Origin of the sequence: Polaribacter aquimarinus (assembly GCF_003129485.1) — a bacterium.
In the GTDB taxonomy this organism is placed as follows: domain Bacteria; phylum Bacteroidota; class Bacteroidia; order Flavobacteriales; family Flavobacteriaceae; genus Polaribacter; species Polaribacter aquimarinus.
Window position 1 is genome coordinate 238,502 of record NZ_QFFG01000004.1, and the last position, 25,721, is coordinate 264,222.

A 25,721-nucleotide genomic window follows, 5' to 3' on the forward strand; every position below is an offset into this window, starting at 1 on the left:
GTTTTAGTTAATTAGTAATTTATTATTTACTCAACATTATAGTCTGTAATGCTTGTGCGTCGATATTTATAATTGTTTCTTTTTCTCCTAACTGCAATTTGAAATTTTTCTTTGTTAATCCTTCATTAAAAACTACAACTGCAATAGATCCATCTGTATTTTGAGCTGCTGCCACTTGTAAGTCTTTGTCAGATTTATCTACCCCAATAACTTTAGCATCTGGTCTTATGTACTTACTAAAATGTGCCATTGTATAATACAAAGGTGTAAAATACACTTCGTCTTTTACTGGGTCTACAATAACAGGAGCAATACACCAGTTTTTAAACCAGTTTGGTCCTCCTTTTGTGTCTAAAACCATATTCCAGTCTACCCATCCATCAACAAAATTGTTTAAACAGCCAATAATATCTCTTGCATATCTATTTACTGGAGCGTATTTTGGATGTAAATGTTTATCCTTTTCAGGAGCCCAAGTATATCCCCAATCTGTTGCTTCTTTTTTCCAGTACCAAGCATCATCTTGCCAAACAGGAACTTGAGCATCTATACAAGCTTCTGACTGAATTAAATATTTATTAGGTGCTTTATGATGAGCATATTGTAATTCGTCTGGAAATACTTCGAAAGTACTTGCGTACCAGTGAATAGCAGTTCCATCAAAATATTTTGAAGTTTCTTCATTTTTAAATTGAGAATCTACCCATTCTTTTAAGTGTTCTCTATTCTGATCGTATCCTAAAATTTTAATATTTGGATAGTCTTTTCTAAGTTTAGGACCTAAATGATTTTGTACGAAATTGGTCATTTCATCAGGAGAATAATGCATGCTTTCCCAATTATTACCATTTCCAAGAGGTTCATTTTCTACCGTAAAACCCCAAATATCAATTCCTTCTTTTTTGTAAGCTTCAACATATTTAGAAAAGAACAGCGCCCAGGTATCATAGTATTTTGGCAATAATTTTCCTCCAACCCATTTGTTATTATCTTTCATCCAAGGAGCTGCTGTCCATGGTGAACCAAATATTTTAAAACCATCTTTAGATGCTTTCATTGCATCTTTTATAAAAGGAATTAAATCGTCTTTATCTTCTTCGATTGTGAAGTGTTTCAACTCCATATCATCTTCCACAGGAGAATAAGAGTATTGAGATATCGAAAAATCACAAGAATTCATATGACTTCTTGTTAGAGAATAATTTGCTCCTTCTCTTGAGAAATAAGCCTGAATTATAGTGTCTCTATTCTTCTTACTTAATTTGTTTAATAAGTAAGCAGATGATTCTGTAAAAGCACCTCCAAAACCAGTAATGGTTTGAAAAGTTGTATCAGGATTAATTTTGATTGTTGATACATTTTCTGAGGTTATAAAATCAGAAATTTTAGTCAATTTATTTCCTGCTGCTGATGTTTCGTATACATCAACTACTAACGTATCTACTTTTTGGTTGCAACTAATCATCATCAATAAAAAAAGTGTTGAGAAAAAATAATTTGTTTTCATTTTGTTGGTTAATTTTATCTTGGATAATCTGTATTTGGTACTAAAACTGTTTTCATCATTTCTGCTTTATCGCCATTAAAGGTTTTGGTAATTGGTTTTCCGTTTCTCATTAATCCTTTAAAAATTCCTTTATCTACTAAATCCCAAATCGGGAATTTAGCCTCTCCTTTTAAGTTGATTAATCCGAAATGATTTTCAGACCCTAGTGGATTATTTGCATCTTTCCATTGCTCATCAAAAGCTTCAAAATAGAAACAAGAAATTCCTTCTTTATTGGTCCATTCTCTCATGTGTTTATAATACAAACCTTGTTTGTATTGGTCTGTTGCTCTAGAACCGTTTTCACCATAATGTCCGCTAGAAATAGTTGCCCAACCAGTTTCTCCTATATGAATTTTCTTAGTAGAATCGATACTTTTTACATAGTCTGAAACATCTTTAAAGAGCTGTTTAGATTTCTCTAAAGCACGTAACATTGCTTTATCTATTTTTTCTTGATCAGAAAGATTTTGCTCATCTTCTGGTATTTTCCAAAAATCTGGAGCATAATGCGAATAATGATATGGATAGGTGTGCATAGAAACATAATCTACAGCCTTAATTAAATCTTCTAAATCTTTCACTCTATAACTTTCGTCTCCACCACCCCAAGAAGAAAAATCATCTGAACTAGTGATCCATAAATCTTTAGATAGCTCTCCTTTTTTCTTTAAATTTTGTAAGTGATTTACCCATTTTAAAATCACACTAGGTTGCACAAAATAACTTGTTGCCCACTTTACCATAGCTTCATTACCAACTGCAATTACTTTTACAATATCTGGATATTGGTTTGCTAAAGCTACTGCCCTTGCAATCTCACCTTCGTTTTGAGGACTTTCAATATTATGATCTGGTTCTTTGTCTGTCCAAGCATTTAAACAATCTATCCAAGCTCCTAACATTACATACATTTCGAATTTTGGATCTTCCTTTTTAAGCTCGCTGATAGCCTTTAAAACATTAGCTGCGTGAGGTAATTTCGGTTGTACATTATAAGTTCTCAAAATTCTAATTCCCATTGCAGAAAGAATTTTTAAATCCTCTTTTAATTCTTTTATAGTTGGTTGTATCTCTCTTGAGTTTTCTCTGTATCCACCATAAGAAATTGCCAAATAATCTGCATTTCCTAAAATTTGTTTCGCCGTCATTGTTGTTGTTTTCTCTTTAGTATCTTTTGTCTCTTCCTTTTTAGAACTACACCCGAAACCAATGACAAAAATTAAAATTGCTGTTGTTGTTTTTAAAATTGATTTCATACGCGATTGTTTTATATTATTCTAAACTTTTCTTCTATTTTTTAAATGTTAAACCGTATCCAAATGGATATAATGGTTCTATGCTAGCATCCCAAAAATTAGGGCCATATTTACCTTTAAAATCATCTATTGATTTTGGCCAAGAGTGAGGTAATTTTCCAGAGAAATTATAATCTCCAAATAAAACTTCTGCAACTCCATCACCTTCTGAACCTGGTAACCAAGCAGCAACAAAAGCATCTGATTTTTTTATCTGCTCTGTAACCACTAATGGTCTTCCTGAAATTAAAATTACCAAAGTCTTTACTCCATTTTCTTGATACTTATTGATGTAATTTTGATGTTCTTTAGTAAGGGTTAATTCTAGTTGATTGGATTCGTGTCCAATATCTCCAAAGAATTCTGCATAAGGATTTTCACCAACTACAATAATGGCTAAATCTGCATCATAATGATTTCCTGTTGCGTCTTTATCGTAAATTACTGTTCCTTTTGATTGCTTTTTGATTCCGTCTAAAATGGTGGTTGCTCCTTTATAATTTTCTTTAGTTCCTTGCCAATTCACTGTCCAACCTCCAGATTGTAAGCCCGAATTGTTTGCGTGTTCGCCAACCACAATAATTTTCTTTGTTTTTTTATCAATTGGTAAAATGTTATTTTCATTTTTTAACAAAACCAAGGATTCTCTTACAGCTCGTTTTGCCACTTTTCGGTGTTCAGTACATCCTATTTTGGCAATAAAACTTGGATCAGGAAAAGGATTTTCAAACAATCCTAATCTATATTTTTGACGTAAAACTCTTCTTACTGCATCATCAATTCTTGACATAGAAATCGAATCATTTTCAACTCCTTTTTTTACTCCAGATTGAAAATCATCCAAATCTCCATCAACAGCCATCACTACATCTACACCTGCATTGATAATATCATTTCCTCCAAATCTTGAATATCCTTTCCAATCAGAAACTACGATGCCTTTAAAGTTCATTCCGACTTTTAAAGTATCTGTAATTAACCTTTTGTGAGCGTGCATTGAAATTCCTGTAACGGTATTGAATGATGCCATAACTGCACCAATTCCTTCTTGAACAGCAGCTTTATAAGGTGCTAATAATTTAGCTTCTATTTCTGTTGCATTTAAAGAAGTTTCTCCACCTTCTACTCCATAATCAGTTGAACCATCGCCTACAAAATGTTTAGCAGTTGCCATAACCGTTTTTGAGTCAGACAAGTTTCCTTGATGTCCCCTAACTGATGCTTTGGTTAACTTTTCTGTTATTTCTGTACTTTCTGAAAACGCCTCATAAACTCTACCCCATTTTTCATTAAAAGGTATGGCTACACAGGGAGCAAACACCCAATTAAAACCTGTAGCTTGTGCTTCTACAGCAGTTATTGCTGCAGCTTTTTCGACTAATTTTTCATTTGCTGCTGCACCCAAACCTATATTATGTGGAAAAATAGTTGCACCATTATACGTATTTTGACCATGAACAGCATCAACACCAAATAACAATGGGATTCCTAATCTAGTGGAAAGCGCTTGTTTTTGTAATTTGACAAATTTTTGTTGCCATTCTTCTGCAGTTTCTCCAGGATTAATGCCTTGTGTATGAATCACAGAACCAATGAATTTGGTGGCGATATCATCATCTTTAGTATCCCAGAAATGTCTAACCTGAGTCATCTGCCCGATTTTCTCCTCTAGGGTCATTAGTTTTAAAAGAGAATCGACCTTTTTTTCAATCATAATATCTTCATCAACCTTTGAATTCGATGTATTTTTACAACCAATAACCGTAAAGATTAAAGGAATAAAAATTTGATATTTATGAAATTTACTAGGCATTTCTTATTTTTTGATAGAAACTACTATTTTCTTTATTTCTCCTGATCTTTTAAACAACATATCGCTGTTTTGTTTATCTATTCTTAAACTATTTACTTCATAAGCTTTACCATCTGTATAAAATACTTTTAACTTATTATCATCTGATAATTGATATACAATTGGTACTTGACAATAAGTAAATGCTAAGGTTTCTGAATCTAGAATTAAAGTTTTCTTATCGCTATTAACATCAACATAATTAAAGTTTTTAGCTTCTTTTAAGAACTCTTCTTTTCTTAATAATCTTGGATTAAAGTTTAGTTCTCCATTTTTAACAAAAACCCCAAGCTCACCCATTCTTGATAAGATATCTTCCTTTACTTGACCAGTCATTCCTGGTTGTTGTGCACCTTTTGTAGCTGGCGTGTGCGAATACGGATCTGTTGGAAAAGCACCATACAATTTTGGTGATTTATGCACTCCAATTCCTTCGTTTATTTCATAATAATGGTCTAACAATCTACCTATAACTTCTTCACTTTCGTTATTGTTAATTGCTAACAAGCAGTTTTCTTGAACTGCTAATAATAACTTAGAAACCATATGCCAATAGATTGAGCCTAAACCTTCATAACCGAAAAATGTGCCTGATCTTCCGGTAAAAGATTTATGGTCGAACATTTCTTCGTAAATTTCTAAGAGCAAATTCTCTTCTTCTTTTACTAAAGATTGATATTCTTCAGAAAGGTTTTCTAAACCTGTTTTTAAAACATCAGCATTATTAAAATTACCGTTAAAGTGATAATTTCCTGCAACATCTTTATTGATGATTTTATGATTACCATCTGCTAATAATTGCTGTAACAATTTTGATTTCTCAACTGCTTTTGATGGAATATTATTCTTATCTATAAACCTTCCTAAGTCTTTATTAGGATATAAAATATAGCTGTATTGATCTTCTCTGAACAATGCACTTGCTTTTAAACCATCTAAAGTGGCTAAAGCTTGTTTTGGTGATAAATGCCCAGAACTTAATACTGCAACTTGACCTTCTAACATTTCTGACAAGTAAGAAATCGATACTTCTTTCTCATTTTCCACGGTCATTAAATTATACGCGTGATACATATTATCATCACGTTTATTGGCATCTATAGTTTGTTCTGTATATTTTTTTATGATGCTAAAGAAATCTAGTAAGTCGTTTTTAGAAATGGATGTTTTTTTGTTTTGGAATCCGTTTTTGTAAATTAATAATCTATAATTACTACCCGCATTTCCTACTCCATCTAAAACAGTTTTTCTATCAGCATCAGAAATATTTTTCGATAAAATGTTTTCATTTTCTTTTAGTGATACAACTACTGTATTAAAGAAAGTTACCAACTCATCAGAAATAGAAATCTTATCTATATCTGTGTTTGAAACTACATTTTCGAAAAAGTTTATAAAACGATGTAAGTAACAAAGTGTTACCATAGAAACACCATTACCCACCAAAGCATTGTTGGCGTCATTCCATTCTGGTCTTTGTGTATTCATCCAAATACCACCTTCAGGAATAAAATTAGATACTTTTGCCAACACAGTAGCTAGCAATTTCTCCATCATATTTACTCTATAGATACTATTGTTTGCATCTCTTAATAGCGCTCCATCTGCTCCTATTTGAATTCTTAATTCATCAATTTTATGATTTAATTCTTCATCAAAATCAATGGTATCTTTTGGATTTTGAAGCGTTTCTTGATAACTTTTAATCTTATAAGGTACGTTTGCATATACAAACACCTCTTCTGTAAAGTTTTCTGCTAATCTACCTGGATAATAATTTTCTATAAATTCTAAGAATTTTAATAGATAAATAATTTGATGATCTCCCCAATATCCGATATACGACCAAGGGTCATCTGGTTCTATGATTTCCCAATCAAAACCTCCTTTTGTAACTCTGTAGGGATTGTAGCCGTCAAAAGTAGAAGCGTTTAAAAACTTATGAATCATACCTTCCATAAACTCAGGATATGAATGCGCTAAAGCCTCCCAATTCTGAAAAATATCTCTCCAGTTTCCTTCGTAATCTAAAATTTTAGAACCATCAATTTCACTTCTAGTGTTAATTGAAAAACGGTTCCAAGGTCTACTTGGGTCTCCGTGTCTACGACTAAACTTTAACGGTAGATACTCTAAACATAACCTTTTAAAGTCTTTGTCTTCATTGGTTTTTGCTATATTTTTCAAGTAATCTACCGTAAACTCTTCTGGTAAATTATCTACTATATTTCTTTGATTTTCATATACCTCTTGATTAGCCTTTGCTAAATATTTTTCGAAATCTTGTTTTTCAATTTGATAGTTGTTGTCGAAAATTCCACCTCTCATAATATTGAAAAGCGTATTCGCAAAATGCCTTGTATTTCTTGGTTGAATTTGACCTATTTGTAAACCATCTGAAGCCGCTGTTAACTCTATTAAGTTGTCTGTGCCTTCATCTATACTCTTTTGGATAAGTTCAGTTAAATTCGATTCTTTTTGAATTAAACTAGCCAAACTATGGTAAGAGTTTAAATTTTGATTTACATTGGCAACCAGCGTCCAAGATTTTTTTTCATTAGCATTTAAGGTTAATTCTTGTATCGTAAAATAAGCTCCTTTTTCTGCTTTTACATCTACTTCTTGATGAATTTCTTCACCATTTCTAAACGCATCTAATTGTCTTGATGAAATTAAATATTTAGGATTTTGAACCCCAAAAGACCAAGCTAAATTCGATTTTAAGGCTTCACTAGGTTCTGCTTTATCTACAATAATGGCACTTAAAGCATAAATACCAATTCCTGAATCAGTTTCTAGTTCACACTTTTTATAAGCATCCACTAAATTACTACGAATACCTTGAATTGCAGAAGTAACCCCGTAAGGCAAAATATTTTGAATTCCGTCTAAAATGGTAACCTCGATTTTAGCAGAAGTGTTGTTAATTAAGTTTGATTTTCTTACAAAACCATGCTCGTTAGAAGTGTTCCAATGATATCTATACGTTAATCCTAAATCTTCGTTGATTTCTTCAAAAACAACTTTGTTTCCGTAATTGTTTTTGTATAAATTTCTTTTGATTTGATAAACACCTTCGTATTTACTAGAAAAAGGTTCCCAAAGAAAGGTTTTACCTTCTTTATGAACTTGTACAATAGTCTTACTACCAGTGACATCTGCAGATTCAGTAATTTTATCATCAGTATAATAAGGAAAAAGAGAATTTTCTGCATCCTTTCTACCCGCAGTTAAACCTCCATTGCTAGAGATAAACATCCAATGATTTGAATTACTTACAAGACTCATAAAAAATGGTCTCATTTTATCGCTATTCGTAATTTTGTAATAGGTTTCATTATCAAAATTCACCAATTCTCCTGTTACTTCTAGTTGAGGATTCTTTGCAATATTTTTACCTAAATAAATAGTATTCTTGGTCATTATAAAATCATACTTAAAACATATCCACAGATATGAAAAACAATGTTTTTATTTTAAATTTTAGTGTTATTTTTTAAGAAGTCTTAGTTTAACTTCTATAAAATTTTTAATTTTAAAAAATGAGTTGGCAACTTCTTGAGTTACCAACTCACTATATTTTATTTGTAAACTCTTACGTAATCCACAATCATTGTTTGTGGAAAAACTGTATTTGCATCTGGATTATCTAAGAAATTTCCACCCACAGCTAAGTTTAATATGATATAAAATTGGTTACTATTAAACACCCATTCTGTACCTTCTGGCAAGTCTGCTGGAGTGATTTGATTATATAAAACATCATCTACATAATAATTAATATAGTTCTCTCCCCACTCAATGCCAAAAATGTGAAATCCAGTATCAAACCGATCATTAGTTAATTCGTAACTTTTTGTAATTGGGTTTCCTCCTGAATACCCTGGTCCATGCACACTTCCATGAGTAATGGTAGGCTGTTGCCCTCTATATTCCATAATATCTATTTCACCGATATTTGGCCAAGCAACGGTACCATTTGAATCATCACCCAACATCCAAAAAGCTGGCCACAAACCTTTACCCCAAGGTAATTTTATACGTGCTTCAAACCTACCATATGTAGTTTCATACAAACCTTTTGTTAAGATTTTGGCTGAAGTATAATTAGCTCCCATAAAAGTTTCTCTCTTTGCAGTAATATGCAACATACCATCTTTTACTTCTATGTTTTCTGAACGATTGGTATAATATTGTAACTCATTGTTTCCCCAACCAGGTAATCCTTGAGCACTTCCATCGCCCAAATCAAACTTCCATTTTGATTGGTCTACTCCTCCATTTGTATCAAATTCATCAGCCCACACTAACTCTGATTTAGTTGTAGTTATTTGGGTTTCGTTATTTTCGCAGTTTGAAAAAAACACTATTGCAAATGCGAATAGAGATAAACGCATATGTGATTTATATTTATTTATAAAATTCATCTTTTAGTTTTTTAATTATTTTCTGAAATAAACATTATCAACGTATACTTTAGTTTGACCATAAGGTATACCCACAAATATTATCTGAGCAAGCTTGTCTCTTTTTGTTAATCCGGTAAAACTAGATAAAGGTATATCATGACTTACCCATTGATTTTGAGCTGGGTTATTTACCGTAATTTCGTGTTCTACATTATCACCACTTGTAGTGATGTCTCCATCAGGTCCAGCATCGACAAGTTTTATTTTAAATTCTGTATAAGTTGCAGACCAAGTATCTACTCTAAAATGTGTCATAGATGTTGCATCTATAGTATTTGCATCCTTAAATTCTACACCTACAAAACCTAAGTTATTATACTCTTTCATATTATCATTTACGATAACAACATCTTGTAATACTGTAGCTCCAAAAGACCAATCTGTTCTCCAAGTATCTACTGCAACATCTGTGTAAGCATCACTAAATAATGAAATTACATCTGCTGAAGGATTAGAAGGGACTGGTGATGCTATTGATGGTGCTGTAGGTATTTCATAGAAATACATATTATCTACTAAAACATCTTGTATAGTAGCATCAGATACTAACACAATTTGACCTAAATTAGATTTATTAGTTAGACCTGTAAAGTCAGAAAGTTTAAAATCAAAACTTACCCAGCTTCCTCTAGTTAAATTTGTTCCAGGTATAGTTATACTTCCTGAAGAGTCATCTCCTCCTCCAAAAGTATCATCACCACCAATATCTTGTAATCCAATTCTAATAAAATCTCCTGGATTTATATCTTCTTGAACTTGAATATCAATATGAAAATTAGTCATAGAAGATGCATTCACTGTTGGTACATTGATATGAAATTCTACACCTACATAATTTAAAGCCTTGTAATTAATGATTTCATTTCCGTTGATATTTATATCATTTTGACCTTGGGTAGTAGACCCTCCCCAATATCCATTATAATGATCTACTGCAATATTTGTATATGTATCACTAAACACAGATATTACATTAGCGGCACTTTGAGTTGGTGTAGGTGCTGGAGTAAAAGCTCCAAGAGATTCTAAAGAGTATTTCCCTTTAGCATCTATACCGTTTAATTTAGCTGTAATTTCTGCTTTACCAGTTCCTGAAACGGTGATTTTGCCTTTTTCATCTACAGTTGCAACTGATGGATTTGATGAAGTAAAATTAAAATAAGCAGGAGCAGTGGCCACTGTCTGCTCAGTACCATCACCTAAATTAAAAACTTGGTTTAAACCATCAAGAGTAATTACACCTCCAATAAAAGTTTGTTCAGATTTTTCAGAACCATTTAATATTTGTGGTCTTGGTTGTGCAATTGTTCCTAATTTTTCAAATTTCATTTCATCAATCCAAAATGTGTAACCAGAACCATTTGTTCCTTGTGTTCCTGCAGAATATCTAAACAATCCTCTTTCTTGTATTAATTTAGATGGATCTGGAATTGGAATAATTATTTTTTGCCAAGATGTACTTAAACTTGTATTTTGAATTGACGTTACATATTTATTATCCAAAAAATCTTCTCCAAAACCAAGTTCGCCTATTGTAACTCCTTGAGAAGCTTTTGCCCAAAATGTAAGGGCATCATATTTTCTTAAATCTCTTCCGGCACCATCAATTCTAAAAATAGCACCAGCATAATTTCCATTTGGATCGTTACCATTAGGAACATCAAATCGCATTGATGCTGTACCTTCATAACTCTCTTTTTCATCTACAGACCATGCGGTAGGTTTTGAGCCTCCATAAGGAAAATAAAAATCACTACCAAGACCTACAGGCGAGTCTATAAACACATCTCCGACAGAAGAAAAGGTAGCCAAAACTGCTTCATCAGAAACTTCTCTATCGCAACTGGTTACAGTTACTAAAATCAATCCTAGACAGAATATGATTTTTGAATATATATATTTTATTGTTTTCATTTTCTTATATTTTATTTTCCAATATTGATATGAATATATGTTCTAATCTCCCACTCTGAACCATTAGGAAAACCTACTGGACTTATAGTTGGAGCCGTTGCAAATGTACTTGATGTAGCATTTGGAGAATATCTAGGCGAAAATTCATTTAAAGATCTCCAAGTACCCCTTAAACCTACTTTTGTATCTGGTAAAATGAACCAGTCTGGTTTACCTAATGATGTAGAAATATCTAACATTAACTGTGTTGGAAATGTTAAGTTAAAGTCTCTATGATAATCAAAAGGTCCCCAGTCATTAAACTTTGCTATAGCAGTTACCTTCATTTTATTAAATATCATTCTAAGATCTCCACCACCTCTATATATTGTTCTTTCGCTATCTCCATTAGCTTGCGCAGTACCATAGTAGAAATTTGCTACCAAACCTAAATCTGTATGTACTTTTGAAACCATTCTAGAGTGTACTTCCCATAAATCTTGAGCTGGTGCAGATTTAGAAAATGCGAAGAAAGAACGATCTGCTAAGAATCCAATTGCTGCATCTTGTGTTGTGGGTAGGTGACGAAATACAAAACCTAAATTGAATGCAAATTTGGCATCTTCTGCTTTATCATTATCCCATTGGTACATGTAGGTTGCAGGAGTTGGATCGAAAGTAAAAAGAATTTCTCCTGCTGTAGTTTCTCGATTACCTCCTCTAACTGAAAATGGATCATCTACCCAATTTCTTAAACGCCCGGGTGCTCCAACACCATTAGGCATAGGATCAACTAAAGGCTGCTGATACAAGAAGTTTGGCGCAATTTGAAATTTACCTCCAAAATTATAAGCTATACCAGTTAAAAAGTTACTCATGTTACCGCTACCAGAATCTTTTAATTTCCATCCTGTAAAAGTTAATGTAGGATCAACCCCTCCATTAGCAACTAAACCCATTATAGAACTTTGGGCATACCAATTAAAACCTCCGTTAGTATAAGTGATTTTTGCTTTACCTCCCCAATTATCTTTAGATTGAACTCTATCATTAACTACTTGTCCTTTATCATTAATATCTTGATACACTCTACCATTTAAAGGTTTACCAGCCCAAATTGCACCTAATGTCCATCCAAAGTGTTTTCCTTTTCTTTCAAAAGCTATGGTTGCTCTCTCTGTAGGCAACGCTGGAATAACCCCTGATCTAGCTTGTGCTGGATCTAAAATTCGGTTTCCATTTTCATCAATTCCGTTACCATTTACAATATCTTTATGATATATTGCTGAGAAATCTAATCCACCTATTTTTCTATTATATTTTAACAAAACTGCTGGATTTGCTCCCCACCAAAGTTGTGGCCCAAAAGCAGCTTTTAAACCTTTTAAAGCTCCTTTTCCATCAACTTCCATTCCTAAAATCTCTCCGTTATAAATATCTAAATTAGGACCATAATTTGCTTCTGGATATAGCCCAAAGAAATCTCCTTCATACCCCCAGTGATAATGCCCGGTTCTATAAAAACCTCTTAAATCGAAATCTTTAGCATTCCATTCAAATTCAGCGTTATAAACTCTTAATCTATTATTATCGGTAATTGTTGTAACTCCATTGGGTGAATTAACTTGTATAGGTCTACCCACGTTTTCATAAAAAATATCATCTATTGGATTCCCAGCAATATTTCCTAAAATATTAAAGTTAACTTCCGCTTTCATATTATTAGACGGCTTCCCTTGAACCCCAATAAAATAAGATTGCATGTGATCAAAACCTCTTCTATCTGGAATTGTTTGACCAGTTCCATCAGCAACATCAGGTGTTGTTAATAGAGAACCTCCCGTATTAAAAGTTGTAAACTCTGCTCTTAAATTCGATAGAGACAACTTCTCTGTTCCACCAACAGAAGCTTTATCACCTCTTGCTTTTAAAACTGCAGCCATTAAATTAATTTTCTTAAAATGACTTTGAAATTCAGTGACATTACTTTTAAAAGGATTAAATTCATGTGCTTCTTTAAGTGCATAGTACGAAGCTCTTGGGTATAATGTGTATAAACCTCTAATATCCGTAGGACCTTTAGCAGCAATACCAAACCACTCTTCGTTCATATTTTTATCACCTTCTTTAGCTTGATCTCTGCTGTAACCATTACTTGGCCAAGAAGCTTGAGTATCGTGGATATCAGCATTTTTTCTTTCGTCGAACCCTGCTTTAAACCACCCATCACTAGATTGAAATGTAAAACCTCCTAATGAGTTTTGTGCTTTCCCTAAGCCATAAGCATTAGCATATATTTCTTTCCAATTGCTAACCATATAATGAGCTTGCATTAATTGATCTTCTTTATTGTCTCTTGCATTATAAGCATCAGAACCAAACTCTGTAAATAAAATTGGTTTACCGAATTCTTTCTTAACTCTATCAAAAGCATCATAAAAAGATTCACCTCTATACATGTTAGTACCATATACATCCAAATCTTTACATTCACTTGCTACGATATCTAAGTATAATAAATCACCGTTACAAATACCTATAGGATGATTTTTATCAACTCCTTTGATAGCTTTAGCAGCATCATTAAATAACTTGTACATTGCTCTTGCTTCTGCTCTTTTGGCTTTATCCTGGTCGTTTATGACAATTCCTTCATCTGTTTCAGCTCCTTCCCATGTTAAATGATAATTATTTTCATTACCCAACATAAATAACAAAAGGCCTGGAGTGTTTTTATAGATATTAGCCATCTTAACAGACTCTTCTATAAGATGTTTTCTCACCTTAGGATCTGCATATTTTGTTTTTGGATACCAGACACCATTTAAAGTTAAACCATAAGCTCCGAACTGATGGTTTATCATAGTATAAATACCAAAGTTCTCATACATATAAGTTATCCATTTGGGAGGTACTCCAATATATGTCCTAATAGCATTTACCCCCATGTTTTGCCATAAAGGCATTTCACCATCAAGAGCAGCTTTAATAATATCATCTGGCTTTTCCCAAAATTTAGCATCAAGTACATTATAACCAATTGGAACATAATCCCAATTTATACCGTTTACAATAAATGGCTTACCATTTACTTCTAGTCTTGTTCCTTTTTCATCTTTAACAATAGAAACCTTATCGCTCTGAGCATAAAAACTTAAGGTAAACATGAAAAGTACTAATCTTAGTAAATTGTTTCTCATAATTTATTTATGTTTAATTGATAATAAATTTGACTTCGTAATTAAACTTCTGTTTTTTTTAGAAGGCCTAAGATGTTAAAATCAAATTATTATGATTATTTGAATATTATAAAGTTAATAGTTAAATATTGTTAATATGTTAAAATACACCTCAACAAAAAACATACACCACAAAAAACATCTAAAAAACTTAGTAATTACTTGATTTTTTGTTTGAATTTTAACATATAAAGCTAAACGTTAAACTATATTGTTGTGGTAATGTATAGTTCTAATTTTTTATTGATGTGGTAAAAAAAAGGATGAAAAAAAATGTAAAGGCAAAAACTCATTTCATCTATTGTATTAAAAAAGGGTCAGAAGAAATTCTGACCCAAAAAAGTATCTTAATAAAGGTCTTTATATTGAATAAATTACTCTAATACAATAATAAACCACCAATCAAATGAAGCATCAGCATCTGTAGTTCTTAATACCATTTCATTAGGTGTACCTCTATCAAAAATTTCGTACTTATGATTACCACCAGTATAATATCCGATAAAACCATTACCGGACAAACTAATCGTTTCTATTCCTCCTGGAGCAGTTAATGTATAACTACCAGTATAATCGGGATATGCATAATTTAGTATGTCTGCTCCGTCAACTGTTCCATCTGTATTTGCACCTAAATCATTAACAATATGTGGATCCCTTCCAAAAACATCTCCATTTGTAATATGCTGAAAAGTACCATCTGAACTAAAAACAAACCTATCATCATACATCCCTACTGTAGCTTTTTCATTTGGACCAGCTCCATACCATTCTACAGGAGTAGAACCACCTACTGGCCCCAAACCAAAGTGACCAGGTTTAGAAGATTGAATTTTCCACGTTCTTGAAGTTACAGCATTTGGGCTAGCTGGATCAAAACCAAATAATTTAGCCGTTAGGTCATTTGGTGGAGAATATGTAGATAAAACTTCTACTTGAATTGATTTACTTGCAGTTAAACCTGCTGTCCCTGAAGCTACAACAGTAACAGTATATTTATTTAAACCTAACTTACTAAAACTTATAGAAGTTTTACCTGATAGGGCAACAATTTCTGTTCCATCAAAAACATATTTAAAAGAAACAGCTTGATCAGCCGTTGCTGAAAAATTAACAACTCCACTTCCATCTCCATTAGGATTAGCTGCATCTGCTCCAACAATTTCAGCTGTAATTTGGATATTCGATGGTGTTACTATCTCTCCAAAAGAATACTCATTTTCTTGACATCCTGTAAAAATTAGGATCACAAAGAAAAATAACGCTTTTATATATTTTATTTTTTTCATTGTATGTATTTTATTGATATTTAAAGTCATCTATATAAGCTTTAACATTATCGTTATTATTTTCTCCATTAACCTGAATAACAACTCTATTAAAGTCAGTTCTGTTTAAAGGATCGGCAGCACCAACAGTGGTATCATTTTTAAAATCAAAAGTAACCGTTTGCCATGTATCTAACTGAATTGGCTTTATTACCTCTGTTTGTAACACCCAAGGTTGACTTGCTGTACCATCTTGTAATTTTAATGAAACTTGGTTAGGTGAACCACCTGTTACACTAGTAGAGGCTACGTATATTTTAAAAGAAAAAGTATGCTTTTCCATATTAAAATTAGCATCAGCATCAAATCTTATATTTGCATATTGACCTCCAGTGTCGTCATACTCTAAAACCGTATTAGAATTATTATCAGAATTTTTAAAAGGATTTGCTAAACTAGTATTTAAACCTGCACTGTCTCCTGCCCAAGTTGTAATATTTCCTCCTCCTTCAAAATCATCATGAGGAATTGGGCCTGTAAAAAGGTCATCACCCCAAGCGATATCATCTATATAAGCTATAACGTTATCATTGTTATTTTCTCCATTTACTTGAAGTACAACTCTATTAAAATCTGATCTATTTAACGGGTTTGGTGAACCAGCTGTTGCATCGTTTTCAAAATCGAAAGTTAGAGTTTGCCAAGTATCTAATTGAATTGGTTTAATTATTTCTGTTTGAGAAACCCAAGGTTGAGCTGCAGTACCATCTTGCAGTTTTAAAGAAACTTGATTAGGTGAACTACCTGTTACACTACTTGAAGGTACATATACTTTTAATGAGAATTTCTTTTTTACAGAAAAATCAAAATTTTGAGCTACATCAAAACGAACATTAGCATATTGCCCCCCAGTGTCTTCGTACTTTAAAACCGCATTTGAAGAGTTGTCAGTATTTTTAAAAGGATTTGCAAAACTAGTGTCTGCACCTGCACTATCTCCAAACCATGTAGTTATTGTACCATTTCCTTCAAAATCATCAAATACTTTTGGAAATGTTGTTGGGGCCTTATAAAAATATAGATTATCTATAAATACAGTTCCAGAACCAACAAATTTAAATTGTTTTATATCTGATATAACTAATCCTTGACTTGTAAATTCAGATAAAGGTATATCAAAACTGTTCCATTCATTTGTTTTTAATTGTTTAGTCACAAAAAATTCTGATGATGAAGAACTAATTGGATAAATATCTATTGAAGTTGCATCTGCAGTCCAAACATCTATGTGTAACATCTCCATAGAAGATGCATCTTGTAAATTGTTAGAAAAATCAATACCTTGATAGTTTAGGTTGCTATACTGTAAGATAGCATCTCCATTTAAATCAAAAGCTGAATAAATTGTTGCTTGATTCCAGCTAGGATTATAATCTACACCACTAATATTAGTATAAGCATCACTAAAAATAGAAATAACATCTGTTGCATTTCTCACAGGAGGCGTAACTGCTGAAGCAATTGGTGCTAAAATTGCAGTTACTTCAAATTCTGCGGTATATTCTGTTGTAGCTATAGCACCACCTTTAGCAGTTACTTTAACTGAATATTTTCCAGCATCTTTATATTGGTAGTTAATCGTATTCCCGATATTTGCAGTTGCTACTGGTTGAGTAATTCCCGTTTCTCCTGAATCAAATTCAAACATAGCTGCAAAATCTGCATTTGCAGTAATATTAACTTGTTTTGAAATTGCTTTATCATTTTCTATAACCACAACTAAATTTTGAGGCGCTTTAAATGACACTACTAATTGTTGTATTAATTCCGTTTCATCTCCACCTAAGTTATAAGCTACTACTTTAACATCGTAGGTACCTTCTGCATAAGTATGATCTATACTTTGTCCAGGAGTTAATGTCTCAGGATCTTTTGTAGTATCTCCAAAAAACACTTTAAAACCTACAGCACCATCAGCACTTGGAGTAATAGTTACCAAACCTGTATTATCTTGTGTGATATCGTATATAGCTGCAACATTTGATGGTGGAGCCATATTCTCTACAAAAGAAATATCTCTTAAATTATCTGTACATGCGACCAGAACCAGCAACACTATACATATCTTATAAATATTTTTTATTTTTTTCATCTTTAATATTTTTAGTAATTAGGATTTTGAGACCAACGATCACCTGCTAATTGAATTTCAATAGCTGGTATTGGGAAAATTTCGTGTTTACCTGAAACAAAACCATTGATTTCTTGAGCTGCTTTACCTGTTCTTACTAAATCAAAAAATCGATGTCCTTCTCCAACTAACTCTACCCTTCTTTCTTTATATATATTATCTAGTAAAATAGTTCCAGTAGCATTGATATCATGATTGGTATCACCAAAGGCTCTTCTTCTTACTCTATTTAAATACGTTTGTGCTTTTGTATCGTTTGGAGTTGAACTTCTATTAAATGCTTCTGCAGCCATTAATAAAACATCTGCAAAACGAATAGCTCTGTAATTGTTTGGATTTGTTAAATTACGATCTCCTTGTGCTGTTGCACTTCTCTTTCTAGGTATGTATTTTCTATTAAAATAACCTGTATGTTCGAAACCAGTTCCAAATGTTGCTCCATTAGCAGTAGCCCAAGCATTAATATCTAAAATAGCTACATCTTTTCTTAAGTCACCTGCTTCGAATGCATCAACTACTTCTTGAACAGGAACATTAAAACTAAATCCTGAAGAGAACTCAGGACCAGTGTAAGCTCTAACACCACTGAAGCCAACAGCTACATTACCTTCACTACATTGCAAACAATCGAAACTTGCTCCTTGTCCATCAAAATACTGAACTTCAAAAACAGATTCTATATTATTTTCTCCTGCCTCTTCAAAAATTGATTTGTAGTCTGTTACCAAATCATAAGGTCCATTGGTAATTAAGTTATCAAGTACTACTGAAGCCTCATCAAATTTATTCTGATATAAATAAACTTTACCTAAAAGAGCTTGAGAAGCCCCTTTGGTCACTTTACCTGGAATAGATTGTGTGTAAGGTAGGTTGTCTACAGCAAAAATTAAATCTTTTTCAATTTGAGCATACACTTCTGCTTTAGGTGTTCTATCAATATTAAATTGCTCACCAAATTCTATTCTTTTATCAACTGCTAAAGGCACATCTCCGAACCATTTTACTAATTCGAAATAGTAATAAGCTCTTAAAAACCTTGCTTCTGCTAGTAATTTTTCTTTTCCAGAAAAATCTGTTTTGTCTTTAAATTCTAAGATATAATTAGCTCTGTTTACACCAGCGTACATCCAACTCCAAATATCTCTTAGTTGAGCATTTAAAGGAGTATGAATCATATCATCTATTTCTTGAATACCAACAACATCAGTGGCGCTTTCACCTCCTGCTAGAGTATTATCGGAAGCTATTTCACCTAACATAACATTTAGGTATGTAGATTGTAATAAATCATAAGCACCAATTAAAGCATCATTATAATCTTGCTCTGAGTTAAAGAAATCTTCAGAATTATTAGATGTTGGTTTTACATCAACAAAATCATCACTACATGAATAAGTTATAACTCCCAATAGAATTAATACTAAATATATTTTTATGTTTATTTTTTTCATCTTACTTTTTTTAAAAATTAACATTCATACCGAATATAATTGTTCTTGGACTAGGATAAAACCCTTGGTCTATTCCACCACCAATAGGACTACCATTTGAGGTCGTAGGATCAAAACCTCTATACTTTGTAAATGTCAATAGATTTGTTCCTGAAACATATAGTCTTAGTCTACTAAATTTTGCTCTTTCTAAAACTTTCTCGCCAAAACTATACCCTAACTGAATACTTTGTAGTCGAACAAAGCTACCATCTTCTACATAAAAATCTGAGAATAAATTATTACCATTTGCTCCAGTAGTTACTCTTGGAAATGTGTTACTTGATCCAGGTCCTGTCCATCTTTCTAAATAATAAGTTGGTCTGTTTGTTAATGGTAAATTTCTTTCATAATTTCTAACGATTTCATTACCTATAGATGCAAAAGCATAAGCATTAAAATCGAAATTTTTATAATTGAAAGATAAGTTTAGACCCATTGTTAAATCCGCAATAGGATCTCCAATGTATGTTCTATCAGTTTCATCTACTAAACCATCATTGTTTGTATCTACAAATCTTAAATCTCCAGGATTAGCATTTGTTTGATATTTGGTATCTTTTGTATCAATAACACCATCTTTATTTGTATCAGAATTTAAAGCATCTACTTCTGCCTGTGTTTGATATATACCATTCGTTTTGTATCCGTAAAAATATCCTATTGGAAAACCAGCTTCCATTCTAGATGGAGGTTCTTGACCAACACCAAAAGTTCCTCCTTCTATAATTCCTGTAGAATTACCAACAAAAGTTACATTGTTATCTAACGTTGTAAAATTATAATTTATATTAAAATTAAAATCTTCTGAAATTACTTCTTTATAACCAATAGCAAATTCAAATCCTTTATTCTCTACTGTACCTGCATTAACAACAGGAACTTGAGATCCAGGTGCTGCAACACCAATAATACCAGATGTTTGAGCAGAAACTAATAAATCCTCAGTAGTTTTCTTGAAGTAATCAGCAGTAATGTTAATTTTATTAAAAAGCTCCATATCTACACCAATATCTAAAGGAATCTGCTTTTCCCATCTAATTTCAGGATTTGAAATTGGACCAGGAGCAAGACCTTGTTGAATTTGATTATTGAAAACATACTCTGCCTGACCATTTAATATTGACACGAATCTAAAACCTGGTATTCTATCATTACCTACAATACCATAACTTGCTCTAAATTTTAAAAAGTTTACAATATCAGAATCGTTAAGAAAATCTTCTTCTGAAGCCACCCAACCTATTGAGGCTGTTGGAAAATATCCAAACTTATTTTTTGGACCAAAACTAGAAGACCCATCTCTTCTTACTACTGCAGATAGCAAATATTTACCATCAAATCCGTATTGTAATCTTGCAAAATATGATAATAAGCGACTATCAAAACTTAAATTTGAACCATTATTAAATGATTTATGAATAGCAAGACCATCACCCAAAGGTGCAACACCTAAAAGATCTACATCACTTAAATTAGTACCTCTTGCATTACTGGTAAGGTTTTTTTCAAATCTACTTATTGTTTTGAAAACTGATGTTCCAACCATTGCTTTCACATCATGTACATCATTAAAAACTCTTTCGTAATTTAGTACAGCATCAAAAGTATAATCGTAATAACTTTGACTAAAATCGTTAAATGTACTTTGATCAACATTAAAGACATTATTATTTCCGTATGTATATAATCTACTAAAACTATTACTATTAGCTACAGAATAATTTGCTTGAAATCTTGTTACAACAGTAAAATGATTTAAAAACTTATAATTTAAACCGTAACTACCTGAAATTTTATTAACCCATCTTCTATTACTAGCATTATCTACCTGAGCCAAGGGGTTTGCTACTTCTATACCTGTTCCTGTCGCTGGAGGTGTTGAAAAATCTCCATTTGTATCAAATACAGATGTAGTAGGTGGCATATTAACAGCATTAAATAATACCGATCCTAAAACATTTTCAATTAAACTTCTTTGATTGGTGTTGGTATAAATTGTAGAGGTAGTTAATTTTAGGTTATCAGTAATATCTGTATTAAAATTAAATCTTAAATTTCTTCTGTTAAAGTTAGATTTCTCTCCACCTACAATACCATCTTGATTCAAAATTGATAACCCCAAAGAAAAAGTAGATTTTTCAGTTCCTTTATTTAAAGTATAGTCAATACTAAAAGTTGGTGCGGTCTGAAATACTTCTTTTTGCCAATTAGTTCCTTGTCCTAAACTACTTATATTAGAGAAAGGTAACGGTTCACCGTTAGCTGCGAAAGCTTCATTCGCTAATAGTGCATACTCGGTAGCATTAAGTAAAGGAATCTCCCTTGTTGTCTGCTGAAAACCTGTTTGAATGTTTAAATTAGATTTGAATTCAGTGTTCTTTCTTCCTGATTTTGTCGTCACCAAAATTACCCCGTTTGCTGCACGAACTCCATAAATACCCGCAGATGCATCTTTTAAAATATTTATAGATTCTATATCTGAAGGATTAACAACACTCAAATCTTCTATTACCCTTCCATCTAATAAAATTAATGGTCTACTATCTCCGTTTGTCGAAACCCCTCTAATTCTTATGTTAGAAGCTGCTCCAGGAGCACCAGAAGATTGGGTAATATTAACACCTGCAACTTGACCTTGTAAAGCTTGTTCAATTCTTGTAGGTTTTAGATCTTCAATTGTAGCACTAGAAACTAATGATACAGCACCAGTAACTTCTTTTTTTCTCTGAGTACCATAACCAATAACAACAATTTCGTCTAATGATTCTGCTGACTCTTCTAACCCAACATTTATAGTTACTTGATTAACTGATACTTCTTTTACTGAGTATCCTAAATAAGTAAAAACTAATACAGCACCCTTTTGGACTTTAGGAAAACTATAAAGTCCATCAAAATCTGTCTGAGTACCACTAGTGGTTCCTTTAATTTGAATGCTTACTCCAGGAAGTGGGTCTCCAGTTTTGGCATCTTTTACAACACCTCTTACATTTATAGTTTGAGCCGTAACTGCAAAACCAAAAAATAAAAGGAGTAAAATTGTGAATGTTTTTTTCATTTAGTTAATTATTTTATTTGATGTATAAAATTATGCTTAATAAATTGTTAAATCTATAATTAAAGCCACTACAAAAAACATACAATGCAAAAAAAGTAAAAAAAACCTAGTGTTTATATGAGCTTAAGAAAAAATAAACAAAATACAAAACTCACTAAAAAAATGAGTTTGTTGTGGTAATGTTAAGGGGAAAATTGAGATGTGTGAGGTATTAAATTTCTAAAATATAATTTGTTAAGTTCGAATCATGAGATAAATTCATCTTTTTTCTTAATCTATATCTTTTTACCTCTACACTTCTTGGGGAAATATTCAGCAAAGGAGCAATTTCTTTTGATGATAGATTTAATCTTAGATAAGCACATAATCTCAAATCGTTTGGAGTTAAATTTGGATGCTTATCTTTAACTTTGTCTAAAAAGTTTTTATCTGCATTATTAAAAGCTTCTTGAAACATTTTCCAATCGTCGGTATTGTTTAAGTTATTATCAATGATTTTAATAACTTTTGTAACATGCCTATCACCTCCATTCATCAACTCCATTTTAATAGTACTTAAAAACTCATTCTTTTTTATCATATTCATTGTCGATGTAGCTAATTCTTTATTTTTATTAGCTATATCATTTCTAAGCTTTTCATTATTTAACTTAATAATCTCTTGAGAGCTTTCTAACTCTTTTAATTCAGATTCTCGTTTTGCTTTTTCTAATAAATCTTCCCTTTGTTTTTTATAATATCTTTTGGAAGCTAAATGAACACTATAAAAAGAAAATAATGAAATTAAAACATATATACTTATCAATAAATTTGACAAATACCATGGCCTTTCTATTTTAAAAGTATAGGTAGACACATTACTACTTAATTTACCTCCTATTATTGCTCTTACATTGAATACATATGTTCCGTAAGATAAATTATCGAATAAAACAGAATTAGAGCTAGTTGGTTTACTCCAACTTTTATTAAATCCATCTAATTTATACTGATATTTAGTAGTAACAGTTTTATCATAATTAGGTACACTATAAAAAAATTCGAGATTATTACTTTTATATTTTAAATTACTTTTTTCAGTTAAACTTAGGTTTTCTTTCGGTTCATCTATAATAAAACTTTTAATTTCATTCATGTAAATATTAAATTCTGGAACTTCATTTAAAGATTTTAAATTAATTATAATATATCCATTAGAAGTACCAATAAGATAGTTGTCATTGTTAATATGAATAATGTTCTCATAACCAGAAGCTGCTTTGGGTATAGATTCAGCCAAGGAAATGGTCTTAATTTTTGGTTTATTACTTAATTTACCTGGAGATAAATATTTAATATGGTCTTTAGAGAAAGCCCATAATTTATCATTTACAGGACTGTAAACTAGTTTTGCTGAAATAAAAGAAGATTCAAAAATTAAATTACTAAATAAACTATCTTTACTAAAAGAATCTTTTTCTTTATTGTAAACATAAACCCCTTTTTTGTTGGCATATAAAATTTTATCTCGGTATTTTAAAATACTTGAATGAATACCTTTGGCTAGAGTTTGCTCAATCTCAAGATTTATAACTTCTGTAAAATCTTTATCAAGAGTAAGCTTATATACACCTTTGTACTCATGATTTACAAAAATCTTGTTATCATCTGCTAGTACTATAAATTTACTTGAATTTTTAAACCCTTTTATTTTATTCTTTAACTCCCAACGAAAACCATTATTCTTTAATATATATAAACCATCATAACACCCCTGTAAAATTGTATTATTATCTATTTTTAGAATAGTCCATGTTCCTTCTTTACTAAATATATTATCTGCTTTATTATTATTAATAATAAAAGTACCTGAATTATGACCACAAAATAATTCTTCATCAATTATTGATAAACTCCAAACCTGTCCTTGAGTATTCTTTATAAACTTAAACTGATCTTTAGAATTAATTTCTCTATAAAACAATCCTTGGTTAGTACCTAAATAAATGTTGTTTTTATAAATAATTGAAGTATAAATAGTGCCTAAAAAATCACTCTTTTTATTATACATCTTAAAAGGAGAAATATTATTCACACAATTTATTCCATTATCTAAACCTAACCACAAATTATTTTTTTTATCTTCTAATATGGAAAGTATTGTATTATTACTTAAACCAGAACTTTGTTTTATTTGGTACTGTAATTCTCCTATTTCATTAAAATATATCAAGCCATTTGATATTGTTCCAATAGCAAAACTCTTATCTCGCAATTGCTTTGCACTATATACTGTTTTAGATAATAATAAGTTTTCTGAAGGAATTTTCCATTTTTCAAGGCCATTACTATTCAAATAAAAAAAACCATTTTCTTTACTTAAAAGTAGAAGCCTGTTGTCTTTTAAAAAAACATTTACTATAAAATTATCTTTAACTATTTTATCGTTAGAAACTAACTTTGGCGCTCCATTTTGAATTTTAAATAATCCTTTATTAGCTTCATGAAAATAAATTACACCAGCCACTTTAGCTAAACAATTAATCCTATTAGCTACATTAATTACTTTAATCTCTTTTGAGCTTAAATTATAAAGATATATTCGCTGTAATGATCTAAAAATCATCCATCCATCTATTTCCAATATTTGCCATATTTGCTCGTCTTCGAGCATCTTTACATTCTGCTCTTTTACAATAGAATTATATTTTAAATCTCCATAAATATCTTTCTCCCAAAAACCAAACCCCATGTAAAAACCTGTAAATACTTTATTTTCAAAAACTTTAACAGATCTCATTATGGTTTCATTTGGAGTTTCAAATAACTTCCATGAAGCGCCATTATATTCTAAGAGACCTTTATTGTTGGCAACATAGATAAAATCATTTTGAGATTGAGAAATATCCCAGTTTTGATTTTCTGCTTGATAATCTTCTGTATAGAAAATATTAATAGGTGGAAATTCTTGTGAAAAAACCAAACTACTAACAAATAAAAACAAAACCTGAAGCAAATATCTAAACCATTTCATACTATTAAAAGACTAATATGTTTGGTTACTAAATTACATAAAATATAGTAAAATTATATAAATTATTATTTATTGTATTTAAATGTATGGTTTTTTATAATCCAAGAAATAACAAATAATATTCAATACAAACAATTTCTAATAATTTTTACAGAAAAATCATTAACTTTATTAAAATTTTTAAACTGTATATGAATTTTATAAAAAAATTAGGTATTGCAAACTTTTTAATGTTGGCTTTATGTATTTTGATAATTCTTGTAGCAGAATATCTCTTTCTTAGTGGAGATAAATTGCATGGGATTTTCCTCGGACTTTGGGCTCCAACCTTATTAGGAGTAATGATTTACTTAAAACTAATCAACCGTGAGCGCAGATAGTATTGTCCTTTATTTTTCGAT

The 25,721-nt window shown here is 31.3% G+C and carries 12 protein-coding genes; all 12 read right to left on the bottom strand.

Annotated elements, in window-relative coordinates:
• Positions 1-22 precede the first annotated feature (22 nt).
• A complete protein-coding gene (locus DIS07_RS10850) occupies positions 23-1,468 on the bottom strand; it encodes a glycoside hydrolase family 30 protein (protein WP_109405273.1) in 1,446 nt (481 codons plus the stop codon).
• Between the two features lie 53 nt (positions 1,469-1,521).
• Positions 1,522-2,805, bottom strand: coding sequence for a glycosyl hydrolase family 17 protein (locus DIS07_RS10855; protein ID WP_109405274.1), 1,284 nt, complete (start codon positions 2,803-2,805; stop codon positions 1,522-1,524).
• 34 nt (positions 2,806-2,839) lie between these two features.
• The gene (locus DIS07_RS10860; RefSeq protein WP_109405275.1) at positions 2,840-4,657 is read right to left on the bottom strand and encodes a glycoside hydrolase family 3 protein; all 1,818 of its coding nucleotides are present in this window, start codon (positions 4,655-4,657) and stop codon (positions 2,840-2,842) included.
• A gap of 3 nt (positions 4,658-4,660) precedes the next feature.
• A complete protein-coding gene (locus tag DIS07_RS10865) occupies positions 4,661-8,119 on the bottom strand; it encodes a hypothetical protein (RefSeq protein ID WP_109405276.1) in 3,459 nt (1,152 codons plus the stop codon).
• Positions 8,120-8,277: 158 nt separating this feature from the next.
• Positions 8,278-9,123, bottom strand: a complete 846-nt coding sequence (locus DIS07_RS10870; RefSeq protein ID WP_109405277.1) for a glycoside hydrolase family 16 protein — start codon at positions 9,121-9,123, stop codon at positions 8,278-8,280.
• Positions 9,124-9,138: 15 nt separating this feature from the next.
• Complete coding sequence (locus DIS07_RS10875) at positions 9,139-11,079, bottom strand: Ig-like domain-containing protein (RefSeq protein WP_109405278.1); 1,941 nt, start codon at positions 11,077-11,079, stop codon at positions 9,139-9,141.
• A gap of 11 nt (positions 11,080-11,090) precedes the next feature.
• Positions 11,091-14,258 (bottom strand): glycoside hydrolase family 2 TIM barrel-domain containing protein, encoded by a 3,168-nt coding sequence (locus DIS07_RS10880; RefSeq protein ID WP_109405279.1) that lies wholly within the window; start codon positions 14,256-14,258, stop codon positions 11,091-11,093.
• Positions 14,259-14,671: 413 nt separating this feature from the next.
• Positions 14,672-15,586: a glucan endo-1,3-beta-D-glucosidase gene (locus DIS07_RS10885; protein ID WP_109405348.1), complete on the bottom strand. Its 915-nt coding sequence runs from the start codon at positions 15,584-15,586 to the stop codon at positions 14,672-14,674.
• Between the two features lie 10 nt (positions 15,587-15,596).
• The gene (locus DIS07_RS10890; RefSeq protein ID WP_146190727.1) at positions 15,597-17,717 is read right to left on the bottom strand and encodes a PKD domain protein; all 2,121 of its coding nucleotides are present in this window, start codon (positions 17,715-17,717) and stop codon (positions 15,597-15,599) included.
• 11 nt (positions 17,718-17,728) lie between these two features.
• Positions 17,729-19,207 carry a RagB/SusD family nutrient uptake outer membrane protein gene (locus DIS07_RS10895; protein WP_109405349.1) on the bottom strand — a complete coding sequence of 493 codons (1,479 nt, stop codon included), beginning with the start codon at positions 19,205-19,207 and terminating at the stop codon, positions 17,729-17,731.
• 10 nt (positions 19,208-19,217) lie between these two features.
• Positions 19,218-22,307 carry a SusC/RagA family TonB-linked outer membrane protein gene (locus DIS07_RS10900; protein ID WP_109405281.1) on the bottom strand — a complete coding sequence of 1,030 codons (3,090 nt, stop codon included), beginning with the start codon at positions 22,305-22,307 and terminating at the stop codon, positions 19,218-19,220.
• 211 nt (positions 22,308-22,518) lie between these two features.
• Positions 22,519-25,320, bottom strand: a complete 2,802-nt coding sequence (locus tag DIS07_RS10905; RefSeq protein WP_109405282.1) for a helix-turn-helix and ligand-binding sensor domain-containing protein — start codon at positions 25,318-25,320, stop codon at positions 22,519-22,521.
• Between the last annotated feature and the right edge of the window lie 401 nt (positions 25,321-25,721).